The sequence below is a fragment of the Castellaniella daejeonensis genome (genome assembly GCF_039523555.1).
In the GTDB taxonomy this organism is placed as follows: domain Bacteria; phylum Pseudomonadota; class Gammaproteobacteria; order Burkholderiales; family Burkholderiaceae_B; genus Castellaniella; species Castellaniella daejeonensis.
This window is the reverse complement of the sequence record NZ_BAAAFN010000015.1, coordinates 549,573-570,245: the sequence shown is the minus strand read 5'-3', so window position 1 is coordinate 570,245 and position 20,673 is coordinate 549,573. Positions and strand designations below refer to the sequence as shown.

The window sequence follows — 20,673 nt, the reverse complement described above, 5'->3', positions numbered from 1 at the left end:
GCCCCGGCGGGAAACCGCCGGCCCGGCATGCGCCAGGCCCGGTGATCAGGCGCCGGCCCGCCCCACCAGCGCATCCAGCCTGATCGCGTCCGCGGTGAAGATCCGGATGCCTTCGGCCAGCTTTTCCGTGGCCATGGCGTCTTCGTTCAGGTTCGTGCGGAAAGCGACCTCGTTGCTGGCGACCCATTCCGGCGCATCCGCCTTGGCGGCGGCCACGGTCAGGCTGGGTTCCAGGGGTTCGTCGGATGCCGCCAGCTCGCCCAGCAGGGCAGGACTGATCGTCAGCAGATCGCAGCCCGCCAGCGCGCGGATCTGACCGATGTTGCGGAAACTGGCCCCCATCACCTGCGTGGGGATGTCGTAGGCCTTGAAATAGCGGTAGATGCGCGTCACGGACTGCACGCCCGGGTCGTTTGCCCCGGCATTCGCGACCTCGTCCCAATCGGAACCGGCCGTCTTCTTGTACCAATCGTAGATGCGGCCCACGAAGGGCGAGATCAGCGTGACCTTCGCCTGCGCGCAGGCGATCGCCTGGGTCAGCGAGAACAGCAGCGTCAGGTTGCAATGGATGCCTTCCGCTTCCAGCGCGCGGGCGGCCTGGATGCCTTCCCAGGTGGAAGCCAGCTTGATCAGCACGCGTTCGCGCGGAATGCCGCCGGCCTCGTACAGGGCGACGATCTGCCGGGCGCGTTCGATGCTGGCCTGCGTGTCGAAGGACAGCCGAGCGTCGACCTCGGTCGAGACGCGGCCGGGCACGATGGACAGGATTTCACGGCCGAAGGCCACCAGCAGGCGATCGATCTGCTCGGCCAGCGGGGCGGCCGGATGGTCGCGCAGCACCCGATCCAGCAGGGGACGGTAGGCATCCTGGCCCACTGCCTTCAGGATCAGCGAGGGGTTGGTGGTCGCGTCGGTGGGCCGGTAGGCCCGCATGGTTTCGAAGTCCCCCGTGTCGGCCACGACGGTCGTCAGCGCACGCAGGGCGTCCAGTTGATTGCTCATAGAGGGTGATTCCGATGGAAACAGGTTGCAAAGGCCCTACTGTAGACCATTTCGCGCCGAGGCCGCGCACGCCGGCGGGCATCCGCCGTCCCGGGCGCTGGCAGCAGGCGGAATGCGGGGCATGGGGATCGGCCACTGCCTCGCTGTATAATAGGAAGGTTTGAATATCGACTTTATAACCGGGGTTCCATTTTGCTGCCGTCAATCTTTCCCGAGGGGTCCGCAGGACTCGCACCAGCAATTCTCGCCTTGGCTGACGGTACCGTATTCAGGGGCGTTTCGATCGGCGCCGACGGGACCAGCGTGGCCGAAATCGTCTTCAATACTTCCATGACCGGCTACCAGGAGATCCTCACCGATCCCAGCTACAGCGGCCAGATCGTCACCCTGACCTATCCCCACATCGGCAATACCGGCGTCAACCCCGAAGACGTCGAGTCCGGCCGCGTGCATGCCGCCGGCCTGGTGGTGCGCGACTGCCCCGCCCTGCTGTCCAACTTCCGCGCCACCCAGTCGCTGCCCGACTACCTGAAATCCCAGGGCATCGTGGCGATCTCGGGCGTGGACACCCGCAAGCTCACCCGCATCCTGCGCGAGCGCGGCGCCCAGGGCGCCTGCATCCTGGTGGGCGAGGACGCCGACCGCGCCGTCGAACTGGCGCGCGGTTTCGGCGGCATGGAAGGCCAGGATCTGGCCGCCCAGGTCTCCACCAAGCAGTCCGGCGCCTGGGTGCAGGGCACCTGGCAGCTGGGACGCGGCTACAGCCGCCAGGACCAGGGGCAATACCATGTCGTCGCCTACGACTACGGCATCAAGTCCAACATCCTGCGCCTGCTGGCCGACCGCGGCTGCCGCATCACCCTGGTGCCGGCCCTCACCCCCGTGGCCGATGTCCTGGCGCAGGCGCCCGACGGCATCTTCCTGTCCAACGGCCCCGGCGATCCGGCGGCCTGCGACTACGCCGCCGAAACCTGCCGCGCCGTGCTGGACCGCGGCATCCCCCTGTTCGGCATCTGCCTGGGCCAGCAGGTCCTGGGTCTGACGCTGGGCGGGCGCACGGTCAAGATGAAGACCGGCCACCACGGCGCCAACCACCCGGTGCAGGACCTGGACACCGGCCGGGTGTTCATCACCAGCCAGAACCATGGCTTCACCGTGGACGGCGACAGCCTGCCGGCCAACGCCCGCATCACGCACGTGTCGCTGTTCGACGGCACCCTGCAGGGCTTCGAGCTGACCGACCGCCCGGCCTTCTGCTTCCAGGGCCACCCCGAGGCCAGCCCCGGGCCGCACGACATCCTGGTGCTGTTCGACAAATTCATCGACCTGATGGCGCAGCACAAAGCCCGGTCGTCCAAATAAAAAGATTCCCGCCCTCCCATGCCCAAGCGTTCAGACATCCACAGCATCCTCATCATCGGGGCCGGCCCGATCATCATCGGCCAGGCCTGCGAATTCGACTATTCCGGCGCCCAGGCCTGCAAGGCCCTGAAGGCCGACGGGTTCCGCACCATCCTGGTCAACAGCAACCCGGCCACCATCATGACGGACCCGGAAACGGCCGACGTCACCTACATCGAACCCATCACCTGGCAGGCCCTGGAAAAGATCATCGAGATCGAGAAGCCCGATGCCGTCCTGCCCACCATGGGCGGCCAGACGGCGCTGAACTGCGCGCTCGACCTGGACCGTCACGGCGTGCTGGCCAAGCACGGCGTGGAACTGATCGGCGCCAACGCCGCGGCCATCGAAAAAGCCGAGGACCGTCTCAAGTTCAAGGACGCGATGACCTCGATCGGCCTGGAATCGGCCAAGTCCGGCATCGCCCACAGCATGGACGAAGCCTGGGCGGTGCAAAAGCGCATCGCGTCCGAACTGGGCACGTCCGGCTTCCCGGCGGTCATCCGCCCCAGCTTCACGCTGGGCGGCACCGGCGGCGGCATCGCCTACAACGCCGAGGAATTCGAAACCATCTGCCGCCGCGGCCTGGAGGCCTCGCCCACCAATGAACTGCTGATCGAGGAATCGCTGCTGGGCTGGAAGGAATTCGAGATGGAAGTCGTGCGCGACAGCGCCGACAACTGCATCATCGTCTGCTCCATCGAGAACCTGGACCCCATGGGGGTGCACACCGGCGACTCGATCACCGTCGCGCCCGCGCAGACGCTGACCGACAAGGAATACCAGATCATGCGCGACGCGTCGATCGCGGTGCTGCGCGAGATCGGCGTGGACACGGGCGGCTCGAACGTCCAGTTCGCCGTCAACCCGGCCAACGGCCGCATGATCGTCATCGAGATGAATCCGCGCGTGTCGCGTTCCTCGGCCCTGGCGTCCAAGGCCACGGGCTTTCCGATCGCCAAGGTCGCGGCCCGCCTGGCCGTGGGCTACACCCTGGACGAACTGCGCAACGAGATCACCGGCGGCGCCACCCCGGCCTCGTTCGAGCCCACCCTGGACTACGTGGTCACCAAGGTGCCGCGTTTCGCCTTCGAGAAATTCCCCCAGGCCGATTCGCGCCTGACGACGCAGATGAAGGCCGTGGGCGAGGTCATGGCCATCGGTCGAACCTTCCAGGAATCCTTCCAGAAGGCCCTGCGCGGGCTGGAAGTCGGCGTCGATGGACTGAACCAGAAGACCACCGACCGCGAACGCCTGCAGGTCGAGCTGGGCGAGCCCGGCCCGGAACGCATCTGGTACGTGGGCGACGCCTTTGCCCAGGGCTTCTCCCTGGAAGAAGTCCACAACCTCACGAAGATCGATCCCTGGTTCCTGGCGCAGATCAAGGAAATCGTCGACATCGAACTCGCGCTCGAGCAGCGCACCCTGTCCGAGCTGGATGACGACACCATGCGCGAACTGAAGCGGCGCGGGTTCTCCGACCGGCGCCTGGCGTTCCTGCTGGACACCACCGAAGCCGAAGTCCGGAAACTGCGCCACCAGATGAACGTGCGCCCGGTGTACAAGCGCGTCGATACCTGCGCGGCCGAATTCGCCACCACCACGGCCTACATGTATTCCACCTACGAGGACGAGGACGAGGCCGCGCCGACCGATCGCAAGAAGATCATCGTCCTGGGCGGCGGGCCCAACCGCATCGGCCAGGGCATCGAATTCGACTACTGCTGCGTGCATGCGGCCCTGGCCCTGCGCGAGGACGGCTTCGAGACCATCATGGTCAACTGCAATCCGGAGACCGTGTCCACCGACTACGATACTTCCGACCGCCTGTACTTCGAGCCGCTGACCCTCGAAGACGTGCTGGAAATCGTCCACAAGGAAAACCCGGCCGGCGTCATCGTCCAGTACGGCGGCCAGACCCCGCTGAAGCTCGCCCGCGCCCTGGAAGCCAACGGCGTGCCCATCATCGGCACCAGCCCCGACTCCATCGACGTGGCCGAAGACCGCGAACGCTTCCAGAAGCTGCTGACCAAGCTGGGCCTGCGCCAGCCGGCCAACCGCACTGCCCGCACCGAAAGCGAGGCCCTGGCCCTGGCCGGCGAGATCGGCTATCCCCTGGTGGTCCGCCCCAGCTACGTGCTGGGCGGGCGCGCCATGGAAATCGTGCACGAGCCCCAGGATCTCGAACGCTACATGCGCGAGGCCGTCAAGGTCAGCAACGACTCCCCGGTGCTGCTGGACCACTTCCTGAACAACGCCACCGAAGTCGACGTCGACTGCCTGGCCGACGGCGAGCAGGTCATCATCGGGGGCGTGATGGAACACATCGAGCAGGCCGGCGTGCACTCGGGCGATTCCGCCTGCAGCCTGCCGCCCTATTCGCTCTCGCCCGAAATCGTGGCCGAAATCGAGCGCCAGACTGCCCTGATGGCCCGCGCCCTGAACGTCAAGGGCCTGATGAACGTGCAGTTCGCCATCCAGGATGGCGATGTCTACGTGCTCGAAGTCAATCCCCGCGCATCCCGCACCGTGCCCTACGTGTCCAAGGCCACCGGCCGGCAGCTGGCCAAGATCGCCGCGCGCGTCATGGCCGGCCGCACCCTGGCCGCCCAGGGCATCGCCTCGATCCCGGCGCCGGCGCGCTATTGCGTCAAGGAAGCCGTGTTCCCCTTCGTCAAGTTCCCGGGCGTGGATACCATCCTGGGGCCTGAAATGAAGTCCACCGGCGAAGTCATGGGCGTGGGCGAGACCTTCGGGGAAGCCTTCGTCAAATCGCAGATCGCCGCCGGTGCCTGGCTGCCCGAATCCGGCCGCGTGTTCATCAGCGTGCGCGACCAGGACAAGACGCGCGCCGTGGAAGTCGCCCGCGGCCTGGCCGCCCTGGGCTTCCAGCTGATCGCCACGCGCGGCACGGCCGCCGTGATCGAAGCCGCCGGCCTGGCGGTCCAGGTGGTCAACAAGGTCACCGAGGGCCGTCCGAACATCGTCGACATGATCAAGAACGGCGAGATCGCCATGGTCATCAACACGGTCGAGGAACGCCGCAACGCCATCGCCGACTCGCGCACGATCCGCACGCAGTCGCTGGCCAACCGGGTCACCTTCTTCACCACCATCGCGGGTGCGCGCGCGGCCGTCGAGGGCCTGCAGTACCTGCGCCATGGCGGCGGGCTGAAGGTCTACTCGCTGCAGTCCATGCACGCCGCCGCGGACGCGGCCTGACGGCGCATCACGGAAAAGGCCGACAGATGGACCTGGGCGACGTTTTCCAGACAGTGACGCTGACGGCATGCCATCGGATCCTGCCCGATCAGGTGCCGATGAAAGGTGCCGTATGCGGGGGCCTTGCCGTCGCCGGCCATGTCGCGGGCGATCTGGCCCAGCCCGCGCTCGCGCGCACCGTGGGCAGCACGCTGGTCAGCATCAGCCAGCGCGGCCAGGCTCTGGCGGCGGCGGATGGAGCCACGAAAGACACGGCCGCGGCAAACGAACCGCCGGCGTCCGAAACGTCCCAAGAAGGGCTTTCGGACGTGCTGGCGGAAATAGGCAGTGGCTGGGTGGGCCAGGAATTGGCCAAGGCGCCCTGCGACAGCGCGGCCGCCGCCCTGCCGCCACCGCTCTCCACGGCCGCGAGTCTGGCTTGCGAGACCGTCGCCAGTTATGCCGCAGGCAAGGTGCTGCCCGGCATCGCGGCAGCCTACCTGGAACGGTTCCATCCTCCGCTGCGAGCCTGATCCCCCCGCCACCGCCCGGAACCCATGCCCGCATGGAACCCCAGGCGCGCATCGGTCACTCACGAAGGCATGCCGGGACGATGCACAGCGCCGCCCGGCCCGGATAACGCGCAGACGGGGAGAATCCAATGACCATTGACGTATCCGCAGGACGCTTCGGCTCTGTCGGCCTGACCGCCCAGGACGTACAGGGTATTCGGCAGGCGACTGACCGGGATCACATCGGCAGCATCTTTTCGCGAGTGTGGGACAAGGTCGCGGACTGGTTCTGCAGCACCAACCGGACGGAAGCCAAGAAATGCATGTTCGATCTGTATTCGCAGACGACGACGCACCAGCAGAAGGTGGACAGCTTCCTGTCCCTGAAGGACATGGCGGGCGCCAACTACCAGAATCGTTTCCAGATCGAAGAAAACGACGAGGGAGTGCGCTACAACCTGGACCTGTCCGACGAGCAGTGCCCGGGCTTTTCCCTGAGCTTCAGGAAGCTTCCGGTGAACCAGGAAACACTGAGACAGGAACTGAACCGCAGCGATTACTGGAGCCACAACGGAGTCGGCCCAGCCCGGGACCAGGTCAAGGCCGATATCTGCCGCGCCAGCTACACCGTGTCGGGAACCCCGCTGCCGGACGGCACGCCCGATGAGCGCATGAAGCATTTCGACGACGCGCTGACCGCGATCGGCGCAACACCCAGCCAGCGGGAAGCCATCATGGAAGTCTGCAACCAGGCGGTCCTGGGAACCTTCATGGAGGCCTCGGATCCTCCGGCCATCGTGCCGGGCGGACAGAACGTACGCTACGACGTGCGGATGGTCGAAGGCGAAGTGCACGTCCGGGCGGTCTGCATCAAGGATATCGACATGGTCGAGCCCGGCCGCCAGGTCGACCTGGAACAACGCCAGGGCAAGCTGAACATGATCCTCTCGGACGGCGACCATCCGTTCTACAAATCCCAGGAGATGCGGCTGGACCTGCGGATCATGGACGGCGACCCGCGCGCCATGATCGACATCGCCGGGGTCCGGCACCTGGCCAGCCGGGACGTCGACACGGTCCAGGTCCAGTAGGACGGCCCCACACACACGGGAAACGGTCTTGCATTCCCCGGTCGGCCTGCGCATCTTCATCACGGGCGCCAGCAGCGGCATCGGCGCCGCGCTGGCGCGCCGGTACGCGGCCCAGGGCGGCGTGCTGGGACTGGTCGGCCGCCGCAGCGAAGCCCTGCGAGCCCTGTGCAACAGCCTGCCGGGCCAGGGGCACCATACCTACGCGCTGGACGTGCGCGACCGGACGGCGCTGCACGAGGCAGCCCGTGACTTCCTGGCCGGCGGCCCGGTCGACCTGGTCATCGCCAGCGCGGGAATCAGCGCCGGCACCCTGTCCGACGCCCCGGAGGACCATGTCGTCTTCGAGGCCATCCTCGACACCAATGTGCTGGCCATGATGGCCACCTTCGCTCCCTTCATCACGCCGATGCGCGAACGGGGCCGGGGCACGCTGGTGGGCATCGGCAGCGTGGCGGGGGTGCGCGGCCTGCCGGGCGCGGGCGCCTACAGCGCCTCGAAGGCCGCCGTGCGCGCGTATTGCGAAAGCCTGCGGGTCGAACTGCACGGCACCGGCGTGCGCGTCGTGACCCTTGCGCCCGGGTTCATCGAAACCCCCATGACCGCGCACAACCCGTACCGCATGCCCTTCCTGATGCCGGTGGACCGTTTCGCCGAACAGGCCGTGCGGGCCATCGGCGCCGGCGTGTCCTATCGAGTCATCCCCTGGCCCATGGCCTGGGTCGCGCGGCTGCTGCGGCTGGTGCCCGACGCGCTCTACGACCGGATCGCCGCGCGGCGCAAGCGCAAACCGCGGATGGGCGAACGCCCGTAAAATCGGGCCATGACACAGAAACCGAACACGCGGCAGGCGCCCATCTCGCGCGACACGGATCGGTCCCAGGCGGCCATCCTGAGGGCTGCCCGCGACGAATTCACCGAGCACGGATTCGCCGGAGGACGGGTGGACCGCATCGCGGTGCGCGCCGGCGTGAACAAGCGCCTGATCTACTACTACTTCGGCAACAAGGACGAGCTGTTCCTTTCGGTTCTTGAACACACTTATGCCGACATCCGTCAGGCCGAGCAGAGCCTGCACCTGGATGCGCTCGAGCCGGTCGAAGCCCTGCGCACGCTGGTGTCCTTCACCTGGCATTACTTCCTGGATCATCCGGAATTCCTGTCCCTGCTGGCCAGCGAGAACCTTTCGCGCGCCAGCCACCTGAAGCAATCGGGCAAGATCCGCGAAATGCATTCGCCGCTGGTGCAGCTGCTCGACCGGCTGCTCGAGCGCGGGCAGGCCCAGGGCCTGTTCCGCTCGGGGATCGACCCCGTCCAGCTCTACATCTCCATCGCATCCCTCGGTTTTTTCTACCTGGCCAACAACTACACCCTGTCGGTGATCTTCGGCCGCGACCTGCGCGCAGCCGATGCGCTCGAAGAGCGGCTGGCCCACATGACGGACCTGGTCGTCGGATATGCATCCAGCCGGCCGGACACCCTGTAGGCGCCACCCGGACCAGGGATATCCCTAGGCCGACTCGTTATTGACACCTAAATCAGGCCGCACCCATAATTCACCAATCGGTGAATTGAGAAAACAAACGGGTGCGGCACGGGGGAATCCCGCCATGCAGCACCGCGGGAGACCAGGATGTTGCTGCGCAAGCTGATACTGTCCCCGGCCATCAGGCCATTCCTGCTGGTGCTGTTCCTGCTGGGGCTGTGGGATCTCGCCATCCGGATCTTCGGCATCCCCGCATATCTCATCCCGCCCCCCGCCAAGGTCATCGGCCAGCTCGTCGAGCAGTGGCCGATGCTGCTGTCCGAAAGCTGGTTCACGACCGAAGCCACCATCTGGGGGTTCCTGCTGTCCATCGCGGTCGGCGTGCCCATTGCCATGGTGATCGCCTACTCCCGGGTCGTGGAATCCTACGTCTATCCCCTGCTGGTGTTCTCGCAGAGCGTGCCCAAAGTGGCGATCGCGCCGCTATTCGTCGTGTGGTTCGGATTCGGCATCCTGCCCAAGGTGATCACCGCATTCCTGCTGGGCTTCTTCCCGGTGGTGGTGTCGACCGTCATGGGCTTCAAGTCGGTCGAGTCCGACATGCTCGATCTGGCGCGGTCCATGGGCGCGAGCCGCCTGCAGACCTTCTTCAAGATCAGCCTGCCGGCGGCGCTGCCGGCGATGTTCAGCGGCCTGAAGGTCTCGGTCACGCTGGCTGTCGTCGGCGCGGTGGTGGGCGAGTTCGTCGGCTCGAACTCGGGCATCGGCTATGTCCTGCAAGTGGCCAACGGCAATTTCGACCTGCCGTTGATGTTTGCGGGCCTGGTATTGCTTTCGGTCATCGGCGTGCTGCTGTTCGCGGTCGTGGACCTGATCGAGCGCATGATGATTCCCTGGCATGCCTCGCAGCGCTAGGGGAATCTTTTTTCAGGCCGCCAAGGCGGTGTGGACGACAAGGGGCCGGCAGTGCCCGAAGGAGACATGCATGATTCGCAACTTGCTCAAAGCGGGGTTGGGCCTGGCCCTGGCCGCCGCGATGCTCGGCACCTCGCCGGTCCGGGCCCAGGACAAGCCCAAAGACGACGTGACGCTGATGCTGAACTGGTACCTGTACAGCGAACACGCGCCGTTCTTCCTGGGCAAGAAGCTCGGGTACTACGCCGAGGAAGGCATCAACCTCGATATCCAGGAAGGCCGCGGCTCGGCAGTGACCGCGCAGGCCGTCGCCGCCAAGTCCGTGAACTTCGGCTACATCGACGTCACCACCATGATCAAGGCCGCGGCCAAGGGCGCGCCGCTGGTCTCCACCGGCGTCCTGTTCCAGCTCAGTCCGATGTCGGTCATGGGCTTCGAGGAAAAAGGCATCCGCACCCCGCAGCAGATCATCGGCAAGACGGTGGCGATCACCCCGGGCGACTCGATGTCGCAGATGTGGCCGATCTTCCTCAAGGCCAACGACATGGACCCCCGACAGGTCAAGATTGTCTCCGGCGACGGGCAGACCAAGCTCAACGCGGTCATGACGGGCCGCGCCGACATGCTGCTGGGCTACGTCATGGATCAGGCCATCAAGCTGCAGGACGCCACCGGCAAGCCGGTCTACCCGATCCGCTTCGCCGATTCCGGCATCAACCAGATCAGTTCGGGCATCATCGTCAACAAGGACTGGCTCGCCGAGCACGCCGACCTGACACGCAGGTTCATGCGCGCATCCACCCGGGCCGTCGAAGCGGCCGAAAAAGACCCCCAGGCCGCCGTCGACGCCATGCTCGAAGCCAAGCCCAAGGCCGGCGTTTCCGAAACCCTGCTGGTCGGCCTGAAGCGCAGCATCGAGCTTTATCACACGCCTGAAACGAAAGGCCAGCGACCGTTCCGCGTCGCCATGGACAACGTGAACAAGTCGCTGGACATGCTCGTGGAATACGGCGGCGTCACGCCCGAACAGCGCGGCAAGCCCGGCGACTACGTGACGCTGGACTATCTCCCCCAGAACTGAACCAAGGAACCAAGCCGTGCCGGACTCGCCCATGCCTGACGACATCCTGATCGAAGCCGCAGGCGTCACCAAGGTCTACCAGACGCGCGACGGCGCCGTCGAATCGCTCAAGCCGCTGGATTTCAGCATCCGCAAGGGCGAGTTCGTCTCCGTCGTCGGCCCCTCGGGTTGCGGCAAGAGCACCCTGCTGAAGATGGTGGCCGGCCTGCTGCCCATCACCGATGGGCGGCTGAGCCTGGCGGGTCAACCCGTCGCCGGACCGCGCAAGGACGTGGGAATCGTCTTCCAGAGCGCAGTCCTGCTGGCATGGCGCAGCGTGCTGGACAACATCCTGCTGCAGGCCGAAATGCGCCGCATGCCGATGGGACCGGCGCGCGAACGCGCGCTGCAGCTCATCGAGATGACCGGACTGACGGGCTTCGAACGCAAGTATCCCTGGCAACTGTCGGGGGGCATGCAGCAGCGCGCCTCGATCTGCCGGGCCCTGCTGCACGATCCGGCCCTGCTCCTGATGGACGAGCCCTTCGGCGCGCTCGACGCCATGACGCGCGAGAAAATGAACCTCGAACTGCAGCGGATCTGGGCCGAATCCCGCAAGACAGTGCTCCTGATCACGCACAGCATCCCCGAGGCGATCTTCCTGTCGGACCGGGTCATCGTCATGAGCGAGCGGCCCGGATCCATCGCGGCCATCTACGACATCGACCTGCCGCGCATGCGTTCGCTGGACGTCATGGGCTCTCCCGAGTTCGCCAGGTACGCCAAGCTGATCCGCGCCCACTTCTACTCCGAAGGCATACTGGACCACTAGGCCCCCGGAAGCGGGGGACGCGAGACATGGACGCCATCCGTTTTGTGATCGAGGACATCGGCTTTGCCGAGCGCGATGTCATCCTTCGGCTGCCCTTCAGATTCGGCAATGCCACCGTGAACGCCTGCCCGCAGGCCTACGCCAGGGTGCGCATCCGACTGGAAGACGGCCGGACGGTGACCGGTTGCGCGGCCGAAATGATGATCCCCAAATGGTTCGACAAGGATCCCGCGCTGACCCAGGAGCGGAATTTCGAGCAATTGCGCGAAGCCCTATCCCTGACCCGCGAGGCCTACCGCTCGGACTCCGGCCCCGACACCGCCTGGGGGCATTCCGCCCGCCACTACCGTGCCATCCACGGCACCGCGGCACGGCGCGGCCTGCCGCCCCTGGTGGCGTCCTACGGCCCCGCCCTGGTGGACCGGGCGGTGTTCGATGCGGTCTGCCATGCCCTGGGCACGAGCTTCTGCGCGGCTCTGTCGGCCAACGCCGCGGGCATGCGCCTGGCGGGAACCGGCCTGGCCGGCGACCTGGCGGGTTTCGACCTGGATGCCTTCCTGGCCGCGCATCCCGCATCCCTGTCAGGCAGGCGGATCGCGGCGCGGCACACGGTGGGGCTGGCCGATGCGCTCGTGGAGCCACCGCCCGGCGCGCCGGAAGACGGCCTTCCGTGCAGCCTGACCCAGGCCGCCGCCCGGTACGGCCACCGCCACTTCAAGCTGAAGCTCGCGGGCGATGCGCAGGAAGATGCGCGCCGCCTGGCGGACATCGTCCCGGTGATCCAGGACGCCATGGACCTGGTGACGCTCGACGGCAACGAGCAGTACCGCGATGCGGCGCACCTGGCCGCATTCCTCGACCGCCTGGAATGCGAGCCCGCGCTGGCGCCCCTGGCAGAACGCCTGGCGTTCATCGAGCAACCCCTGGCGCGGGCACAGGCGCTGGATACGGACGTTTCGGCCCTGGGCACGCGCGTGCCCCTGCTGATCGACGAATCGGACGCGACACTGGATGCATTCCCCCGCGCACGGGCAGTCGGCTACACCGGAGTGTCCAGCAAGAGCTGCAAGGGATTCTACAAATCCGTGCTGAACGCCGCACGTTGCACGGCCTGGTCGCGCGACACCCGCCGGGCCTATTTCCTGTCGGGCGAGGATCTCACGATGCAGGCAGGCCTGGGAGTCCAGCAGGACCTGGCGCTGGCGGGCTGGCTGGGCCTGACCCACGTGGAACGCAACGGACACCATTACGTGAACGGCCTGGCCGCCGCGCCGCAAGCCGAACAACAGGGGTTCCTGGCAGGGTTCCCGACGCTTTACGAGCATTCCGACGGCGCCGTACGCCTGCGCATCGACGGCGGACTGATCGATCTGGGTGGCCTGGACCGCGCCGGTTTCGCGACCGGCACGGCTGGCGGCCATGTTTCCTGGGACGCAATGCGTTCCGTTTATTGAATCAAAGGACTTCCATGAGCACGACGCAACGTCTTGGAATCATCATGCATGGCGTCACGGGACGCATGGGCATGAACCAGCACCTGATCCGCTCGATCGTGGCGATCCGCCGCCAGGGCGGCGTGGCATTGGCCAATGGCGACCGGGTGATGCCCGATCCGATTCTGGTGGGCCGGAACCTGGACAAGGTCCGCGCCCTTGCCTCGGCGCACGGGATCGACCGCTGCACCGACGACCTGGACGCGGCGCTGTTCAACCCGGACGACACGGTGTTCTTCGACGCCGGCACCACGCAGATGCGCCCCGATCTCCTGGCCCGGGCGATCGGCGCCGGCAAGCACATCTACTGCGAAAAACCCATCGCCACCGGCCTGGACGAGGCGCTCCGGGTCTGCCGCCTGGCGCGCGAGGCCGGGATCAAGCACGGCGTGGTCCAGGACAAGTTGTTCCTGCCGGGCCTGCGCAAGCTCGACATGCTGCGCCGCTCGGGCTTCTTCGGACGCATGCTCTCGGTGCGCATCGAATTCGGCTACTGGGTGTTCGAAGGCGACCTGCAGCCCATCCAGCGCCCGTCCTGGAACTATCGCAAGGAAGACGGCGGCGGGATGATCCTCGACATGGTCTGCCACTGGCGCTACGTGCTGGACAATCTCTTCGGCGAAGTCCAGTCCGTGTCCTGCCTGGGCGCCACCCACATCCCCGAGCGCCGGGACGAACAGGGCCGGCCGTACGAGGCCACCGCAGACGATGCGGCCTACGCCACCTTCCAGCTCAAGGGTCATGGCGGCGAGCCCGTCATCGCACAGGTCAACAGCTCGTGGGTCACGCGCGTGCGCCGCGACGACCTGGTGACCTTCCACGTGGACGGCACACACGGCTCGGCCGTCGCGGGATTGACGGAGTGCGTCGTCCAGCCCCGGGTTTCCACGCCGCGGCCGGTCTGGAATCCCGACGAGAAACAGAAGATGCCCTTCATGGAGCAGTGGCAGACGGTGCCCGATACCGAGGTCTACGACAACGGATTCAAGATCCAGTGGGAGCACTTCATCCGCCACGTCGTGGCCGACGAGCCTTTCCGCTGGACCCTCGAGGAAGGCGCCAAGGGCGTGCAACTGGTCGAGACGGCACTGCAGAGCTGGCGGGAACGCCGCTGGATCGACGTGCCGACCCTGTTTCCCGCCACCTGAGGAGGCACCATGAACGGACGCATCCTGTTGCCCACGCCGTCGGGCGGGCTCGAAACCTACGCATTGCGCGGCGGACCGGCGCCCCGGCCAGCCGGCGGCGCGGCCTTCAACCGCATCGCCTATTCGGCGGCGCATGTGGTGGCCGACCCGCTCGCCGCCGCGGACCCCTGGCTCGATTGCGCCATCGACTGGGACGCCACCATCGGCTACCGCCGCCACCTGTGGTCCCTGGGGCTCGGCGTGGCAGAAGCCATGGACACCGCACAGCGCGGCATGGGCCTGGACTGGACGACTTCGCTCGAACTGATCCGGCGCTCGCTCGACGCCGCTCGGGACTTTCCCGGCGCCCGGGTCGCCTCGGGCTGCGGGACGGATCACCTGGCGCCCGAAGCGGCTCGCACGCTGGACGACGTGATCGCGGCCTACGAGGCACAGGTCGCGGCAATTGAGGCCCTGGGCGGCCGGCTGATCCTGATGGCCAGCCGCGCCCTGGTGCGCGTGGCACGAGGCCCGGAGGATTACGCCCGGGTCTACGGCCGCATCCTGGAACAGGTGCGCGAGCCGGTGATCCTGCACTGGCTGGGCGACATGTTCGACCCCCAGCTGCGGGGCTACTGGGGGGACGAGGATATCCCGCGCGCCATGGACACCGCCCTGGACATCATCGCGGCCCATGCGGACAAGGTCGACGGGATCAAGATCTCGCTGCTGGACAAGGACCGGGAAATCGAGATGCGGCGCCGCCTGCCGGCGGGCGTGCGCATGTACACGGGCGACGACTTCAACTATGCCGAACTGATCGCGGGCGACGGCGCGGGCGACCTGCCCACGCACGGACACAGCGACGCGCTGCTGGGCATCTTCGACGCCATCGCGCCGGCGGCCAGCGCCGCGCTGGCCGCCCTGGCGGCGGGGGATGCGGCGCGCTTCCACGAGATCCTGGCGCCCACCGTTCCCCTGTCGCGCCACATCTTCGCGGCGCCCACGCGCTTCTACAAGACAGGCGTGGTCTTCATGGCCTGGCTCAACGGCCACCAGGGGCATTTCTCGATGGTGGGCGGGCAGGAAAGCGCACGCTCGGTGCTGCACATGGCCGAACTGTTCCGGCTGGCCGACCGGGCCGGCGTGCTCGAGCGGCCCGAACTGGCGATCGAACGCATGGCGCAGTGGCTGACCGTGCACGGCATCCATCAACCCTGAGGAACTCGGCATGCGGGACTTGTCCAACGACCACGCGCTGCTGTCCCTGAACACCGCCACGGTGCGCAAGCAGTGGCGGCTGGACAGGATCATCGACGAATGCGCCCGGCGCGGCATCCACGCGATCTCGCCCTGGCGCGACCAGGTGGCAGACGTCGGCCTGGAAACCGTGGCCCGCCTCCTGCGGACCACCGGCGTAGGCCTATCGGGCTACTGCCGGGGGGGCTTCTATCCGGCCGCCAACACGGCCGGCCTGACGGCGGCGCTCGAGGACAACCGGCGCGCGGTGGACGAAGCGCGCGCCCTGGACGCGCCGTGCCTGGTCCTGGTGGTGGGGTCCCTGCCGGGCGCCTTGCAGGGCGTGCCGGCCTATACCGACATCACCCGGGCGCGCGGCGAGGTGCGCGACGGCATCGCGGCCACCCTGGAATACGCCCGCACCGTCGGGATGCCGCTGGCGATCGAGCCCCTGCACCCTATGCAGGCCGCGGAGCGCGCCTGCATCAATACGCTGGAGCAGGCGCTGGACCTGTGCGACGAGCTCGACCCGGAACGCTCAGGCATGCTGGGCGTGGCCGTGGACGTATACCACGTGTGGTGGGATCCCAAACTGCACGCCCAGATCAGGCGCGCGGGCGCCAAGCGGCTGCTGGCCTACCATGTCTGCGACTGGCTGGCGCCGACGCGCGATCTCCTGAACGACCGCGGCATGATGGGCGACGGGGTCATCGAACTCAAGACCATCCGCCGCGAAATGGAATCGGCCGGCTATGCCGGCCTGTGCGAAGTCGAGATCTTCTCCGAGGACTGGTGGAGCCGCCCCGGAGAAGAAGTGCTGGATACCTGCATCCAGCGGCACCGCTCGGTGGTGTAGGTTCAGCGCGTCCGGCGTGCGTCCAGGCTCAGCGCCCCGCCGCCGAAGGCCGCCAGCTGCAGCAGGCCGCCAGCGATCGCCAGGTTCTTGAAGAAATGGATCGACTGGTTCATGTCGCCGAGCTGGTTGTGGAAGAACAGGGCCGCCACGATGCTGAACAGCGCCAGGATGGCGGCGCTTTCCCGCGTGCGCCAGCCCAGCACCAGCAGGATCGGCAGCACCAGTTCGACGAACACCGCGATGGCATACGCCAGGGTGGGCAGCGGCATGCCGCTGGATGCGATATAGCCGATGGTGCCTGCCGGCGCGGAGATCTTGCCCGAAACGCCGACCAGGAACAGGATGGCGATCAGGATGCGGCCAATGAGAGAGAAGATGGCGAGGTTGCGATTTTCCATGATGTTGAACGAAGGTCGATAAGGTTGTTGTAAGGCGGTTGAAAAACAGGGATTGGAAAGATGGCGGGGAAACAGGGTCCGGATTCGGACCGGACCCTGCAGCCGGACTGGTGTCAACGCCCGGGGGTCAGGCCGACGCGTCGACCAGCACCAGTTCGACGTCCTCCAGGGCGGTGATGCGCAGCACCGTCTCGTCGCGGATCGCCGCGCCGTCACGGGCATCCAGGACAGTGCCGTTGACTTCCACCCTGCCCACGGCAGGGACCAGGTAGCCCAGGCGGCCGGCGTCGGAAAAGCGGTATTCCAGCGTTTCGCCCGCCCTGACCGTGGCGCCCAGCACACGCGCCCGGGTGCGTATCGGCAGTGCTTCATCGTCGCCTTCCAGGCCGCTGGCCAGCGCCACGAAGCGCCCGGAACGGTCACCCTTGGGAAACGGCCTGGCGCCCCAGCCGGGTGCGCCGCCCTTGCTGTCGGGGAAGATCCAGATCTGGAAGATCCGCGTGATGCCGGGTTCCAGGTTGTATTCCGAATGGACGATGCCGCTGCCCGCGCTCATCACCTGCACGTCGCCGGCCTGGGTGCGGCCTTTGTTGCCCTGGCTGTCCTGGTGGGTGATGGCGCCTTCGCGCACATAGGTGATGATCTCCATATCCGCATGCGGGTGCGGCGGAAAGCCCGTGCCCGGCAGGATCGTGTCGTCGTTCCAGACGCGCAGGGAACCCCAGTGGACCCGGGCGGGGTCATGGTATTCGGCAAAGGAAAAATGATGGCGCGCATCGAGCCAGCCGTGGTGGGCTGCACCGAGGCTGGCGAAGGGGCGATGTTCGATCATGGCGGTCTCCTGTGAGTTCCGGATAGCGATGAGGCAGTGTAGATTCTTGCCATCATGCTGAGAAGATCAACAATAGAATTACATCGTTTCCATTTTTGATATGATCAGCGCATGAAGAAACTCCCCGACCTGGAAGCCTGGGCCCTGTTCGCCAAGGTGGCCGAGACCGGCTCGTTCGCGCGCGCGGCGGCTGCCTGCGAACTGTCGCAAGCCACCGTATCCAAGGCCATCACGCGCCTGGAAACCCGCATGAAGACCGTGCTGTTCCATCGCACCTCGCGCCGCCTGTCGCTCACGGAAAGCGGCCGCGCGGCGCTGGAACGCGCGGCCCGCATCCTGGAAGAAGGCGAAGCCGTCGAAGCCGAAGTGGCCGAGCAATCCAAGAGCCTGCGCGGCCTGGTCCGGGTGTCCGCCCCCATGTCTTTCGGCATCGCGCGCCTGGCGCCCCTGCTGCCCGATTTCATGGCCGCCCACCCGGAAGTCGAGCTGGACGTGCGCTTCGACGACGCCCAGGTCGACCTGGTGGCCGAGCGCTTCGACCTGGCATTGCGCATCGCCCGCCTGTCCGACTCGAGCCTGCTGGCCCGCCGCCTGTGCCGCGTCCGGATCCTGCTGGTCGGCGCGCCGGCCTATTTCGAGCGCCATGGCAAGCCGAGCCACCCGCGCGACCTGGTCGGCCATACAGCGTTGCAATACGCCTATGCGCGCGGCGGTTCGACCTGGCACTTCCGCCATCCCGAGCACGGCGAATTTTCCCAGGTCATGCCGGCCCTGCTGCGGACCAACAACGCCGATTCCCTGATGCCGGCGCTGCGGGCGGGGCGCGGGCTGGCGCTGCAGCCGGAATTCCTGGTCTGGTCCGAGCTGCAGTCCGGCACGCTGGAAACGGCGATGGAGCCCTGGGAAACCGAACCCCTGGCGCTGCATGTGGTGACGCCGCCGGGGCGCAACCGGCCGGCCCGCGTCCGGGCCCTCATCGAATACCTGGCTGCATCCTTCGCCCGCGAGCCCTGGGCCCGCGAGGCCGATACCGGTCACTGATCCCTCCATCCCGGTACAGCCCTCGCATCCTCCGCGCCCCCGGATGGCGGCGTGGCACCGTCCCGCGTTCCGCCGTTGGGAACCCGGCGCCCGTTTCGGTCACTCAGGAAGTGCCGGGCCGAGGTGGCCCGGCTGAGACGTCCCATCGGGATTGGAGGAATGATGGATCGGAACGAACACCCTACCGGAGCGCTGGCACATTTCCTGGCGGCCGAGACCGCCGAAGTGCCCAGCCTGCAGGAATTCGTCCTCGAAGGCTGCGCCACCGGACTGACGCGGCTGCGCACGGCTGAAGGAGAAGACTGGATCATTGCCTGCGTCGATGCCGGCACGGTGCCGGCCACGCACACTGCCGCCATCCATCGCCTGCTCCTGCAGGCCAACAATCTGTGGGCAGGAACACGGGGCAATACGCTGGGCCTGTACGGCGACAACGACGACACCGTGGTGTTGAGCCGGTCTCTGCGGGCCGCCGAGGCAACACCCCCGGCACTGGAAAAGATTCTGCGCCACCTGATCGACGATGCCCGCCAATGGCGCACATGGCTGGTCCACCTGGCCGACGATACCCTGCCGACCCTCGATTGAAAAGGAAGCCGCCAAGATGACTTCAGCCACGAAACCCTACGAAGACGCCCTGATGGCGCTGGCCTCGCACATCGGCGTGGATGTCGTCGCTGACGGGCGGCGGCATCTCGGGCCAACTGGTTTCCGTCCTGGGGGGCAGCTACCTGGCACTCAGCGCTTTGCGCGACCTGCCCGGCAACGTGACGGACAAGGCAGCGCTCAAGATCATCGAAGAAAGCCTCGTCGAGATCAACAGGCTGCTGAGCGAGGCAAAGAACCTGTCCCTGCAGGAAATACAGCGGCACGAACTTTCCGGGAAGATGCTGACAGTATCCCAAGGCCGCATGGAAAAGATCGAACGGCTCGAACTGGAACTGGAGGTGATCGACCTGCAGGTCGCAAAGCGCAAGGAGCCCGGCCTGGAACCCGAAGTGCAGCAGCCCCGGCTGCCCGTGACCGTGAGCGACGGCACGGCCCGCAGCGAAACGCTGTCAGGCCTGGCGCGTGCCAAGCAGGCGTTCTCGTCTTTCTTCTCGCCGATCGTGCAGGGCCTGTCCCGCGCCGGCCGATTCCTGGGTGACGCCCTGGGTCTGACGAGCCTGAGCGTGCTCCAGAAAGCCGACCGCGCCGAAGACCGCGCTTATGAAAAGACCTACGCACGGGGGCTGGCCCTGCTGCAATCCCCCGCGCAGGACAGTGTCGTGAGCACGCAGCTCCTGGACAAGACGGCCCAGCGCACGCTGGGGCTGCCCCCGGAACGGCCGACCGATCCCAAGGCATTGCAGCAACGGATCAAGCAGATCGATCGCCAGAGCGAGGCGATGAAGCCCGTGCTGCGCCTGGGCGAGAACATCGTGCGCCACGTCCAGAAACACTCGGGAAGCGACTTCGGCACGTTGATCGTGACCGGCAAGGACGACAGCCGCTACGTCGTCAACAGCGGTCTGCCCAGCGTGCGGGCGATGTGCCAGTACTTTGACGTGCTGGCCCGCGATGTGGGCAAGGACAACGCACTCGGCGTCAAGGTCGACGATTCCGGCGGCCTGGTGCTGCGCGACCCGGACCGGAGTCTCTACCACTTCCTGTTCGCCGCGCCCCAGGCCAGGACGTCCCTGTTCACGACGCCGGTCGGTGCGGGCGACAAGTGGCTGGAAGCAACGGACCGGGCCGGCCAGATGTGGATCCACGATTCCACCGGCCAATTGCCCGGCGGCGCCAACCGCGTCGTGTTCGAGACCGGCGTGGAAAACGGCGAGAACGTCCTGAAGCTGCGTTTCGAACGCATCGACAGGGATGCGCTGGTGTCTGCCGCCCTCGACGAGCCCGAGCATTCCATGATGGCGCAATTGCGGCTGATGTACACCGCTTACCGCGATGCCTACCGCTCCGGCGAAAGCCCGGTGGACACGCTGGATGACGAGACGCTGATGCAGCGCTACCAGGACTCGAACAAGCGCCTGGGCATCGCTGGAGAAGACTACAGCCAATGGCCTCTGGACAAGCTGCAGGCACGGCGCGAGCTGCTGCTGAACCGCGTGGCCCAGGAACAGGTACTGCTCCAGCGGGACAACGACAGCTACCAGCTGCTGCAGAACGACAGCCAGATGCGCGTCATCGAACAGC

At 66.7% G+C, this 20,673-nt stretch carries 19 protein-coding genes; 16 read left to right on the top strand and 3 right to left on the bottom strand.

The window, feature by feature from the left end:
* Positions 1-45 precede the first annotated feature (45 nt).
* Positions 46-1,002, bottom strand: coding sequence for a transaldolase (gene tal / locus ABD022_RS12335; RefSeq protein WP_343821528.1), 957 nt, complete (start codon positions 1,000-1,002; stop codon positions 46-48).
* A gap of 192 nt (positions 1,003-1,194) precedes the next feature.
* Between tal and carA the strand changes: the two genes are divergently transcribed.
* The 13 genes from carA (at position 1,195) to ABD022_RS12270 (ending at position 16,212) form a co-directional block, all read left to right on the top strand.
* On the top strand, positions 1,195-2,364 hold the full coding sequence (gene carA / locus ABD022_RS12330) for a glutamine-hydrolyzing carbamoyl-phosphate synthase small subunit (RefSeq protein ID WP_425545225.1): 1,170 nt from the start codon (positions 1,195-1,197) through the stop codon (positions 2,362-2,364).
* An 18-nt stretch (positions 2,365-2,382) separates the two neighbouring features.
* A complete protein-coding gene (gene carB / locus ABD022_RS12325) occupies positions 2,383-5,625 on the top strand; it encodes a carbamoyl-phosphate synthase large subunit (protein WP_325126372.1) in 3,243 nt (1,080 codons plus the stop codon).
* Positions 5,626-5,651: 26 nt separating this feature from the next.
* On the top strand, positions 5,652-6,137 hold the full coding sequence (locus tag ABD022_RS12320; protein ID WP_343821525.1) for a hypothetical protein: 486 nt from the start codon (positions 5,652-5,654) through the stop codon (positions 6,135-6,137).
* A 128-nt stretch (positions 6,138-6,265) separates the two neighbouring features.
* Positions 6,266-7,207: a hypothetical protein gene (locus tag ABD022_RS12315; RefSeq protein ID WP_325126376.1), complete on the top strand. Its 942-nt coding sequence runs from the start codon at positions 6,266-6,268 to the stop codon at positions 7,205-7,207.
* A 28-nt stretch (positions 7,208-7,235) separates the two neighbouring features.
* Entirely contained in the window at positions 7,236-8,018 is a 783-nt protein-coding gene (locus tag ABD022_RS12310) for an SDR family oxidoreductase (RefSeq protein WP_325126378.1), read from the top strand.
* A gap of 9 nt (positions 8,019-8,027) precedes the next feature.
* The gene (locus tag ABD022_RS12305) at positions 8,028-8,690 is read left to right on the top strand and encodes a TetR/AcrR family transcriptional regulator (RefSeq protein ID WP_325126380.1); all 663 of its coding nucleotides are present in this window, start codon (positions 8,028-8,030) and stop codon (positions 8,688-8,690) included.
* A 150-nt stretch (positions 8,691-8,840) separates the two neighbouring features.
* Positions 8,841-9,605: an ABC transporter permease gene (locus tag ABD022_RS12300; protein WP_325126421.1), complete on the top strand. Its 765-nt coding sequence runs from the start codon at positions 8,841-8,843 to the stop codon at positions 9,603-9,605.
* Between the two features lie 70 nt (positions 9,606-9,675).
* Positions 9,676-10,686 carry an ABC transporter substrate-binding protein gene (locus tag ABD022_RS12295; RefSeq protein WP_343821524.1) on the top strand — a complete coding sequence of 337 codons (1,011 nt, stop codon included), beginning with the start codon at positions 9,676-9,678 and terminating at the stop codon, positions 10,684-10,686.
* Positions 10,687-10,717: 31 nt separating this feature from the next.
* Entirely contained in the window at positions 10,718-11,497 is a 780-nt protein-coding gene (locus tag ABD022_RS12290; RefSeq protein ID WP_325126383.1) for an ABC transporter ATP-binding protein, read from the top strand.
* 26 nt (positions 11,498-11,523) lie between these two features.
* Positions 11,524-12,951, top strand: a complete 1,428-nt coding sequence (locus tag ABD022_RS12285; RefSeq protein WP_325126385.1) for an enolase C-terminal domain-like protein — start codon at positions 11,524-11,526, stop codon at positions 12,949-12,951.
* Between the two features lie 14 nt (positions 12,952-12,965).
* Positions 12,966-14,138: a Gfo/Idh/MocA family protein gene (locus ABD022_RS12280; RefSeq protein WP_343821521.1), complete on the top strand. Its 1,173-nt coding sequence runs from the start codon at positions 12,966-12,968 to the stop codon at positions 14,136-14,138.
* Between the two features lie 9 nt (positions 14,139-14,147).
* Positions 14,148-15,338, top strand: a complete 1,191-nt coding sequence (locus tag ABD022_RS12275; protein ID WP_343821519.1) for a dihydrodipicolinate synthase family protein — start codon at positions 14,148-14,150, stop codon at positions 15,336-15,338.
* Positions 15,339-15,348: 10 nt separating this feature from the next.
* A complete protein-coding gene (locus ABD022_RS12270) occupies positions 15,349-16,212 on the top strand; it encodes a sugar phosphate isomerase/epimerase family protein (protein WP_343821518.1) in 864 nt (287 codons plus the stop codon).
* Between the two features lie 2 nt (positions 16,213-16,214).
* Here ABD022_RS12270 and ABD022_RS12265 read toward each other — a convergent pair whose 3' ends face one another.
* Complete coding sequence (locus tag ABD022_RS12265) at positions 16,215-16,610, bottom strand: DoxX family protein (RefSeq protein ID WP_325126393.1); 396 nt, start codon at positions 16,608-16,610, stop codon at positions 16,215-16,217.
* A gap of 127 nt (positions 16,611-16,737) precedes the next feature.
* Positions 16,738-17,442, bottom strand: coding sequence for a pirin family protein (locus ABD022_RS12260; RefSeq protein ID WP_343821516.1), 705 nt, complete (start codon positions 17,440-17,442; stop codon positions 16,738-16,740).
* 111 nt (positions 17,443-17,553) lie between these two features.
* On the opposite strand from ABD022_RS12260, the gene ABD022_RS12255 reads away from it, so the two are divergent.
* From ABD022_RS12255 to ABD022_RS12245, 3 genes are all read left to right on the top strand, one after another.
* Positions 17,554-18,483 carry a LysR family transcriptional regulator gene (locus ABD022_RS12255; protein WP_325126397.1) on the top strand — a complete coding sequence of 310 codons (930 nt, stop codon included), beginning with the start codon at positions 17,554-17,556 and terminating at the stop codon, positions 18,481-18,483.
* 159 nt (positions 18,484-18,642) lie between these two features.
* Positions 18,643-19,071, top strand: a complete 429-nt coding sequence (locus tag ABD022_RS12250; RefSeq protein WP_343821514.1) for a type III secretion system chaperone — start codon at positions 18,643-18,645, stop codon at positions 19,069-19,071.
* Between the two features lie 80 nt (positions 19,072-19,151).
* The coding region (locus ABD022_RS12245) for a hypothetical protein (protein ID WP_343821512.1) at positions 19,152-20,673 on the top strand (1,522 nt) is incomplete at its 3' end.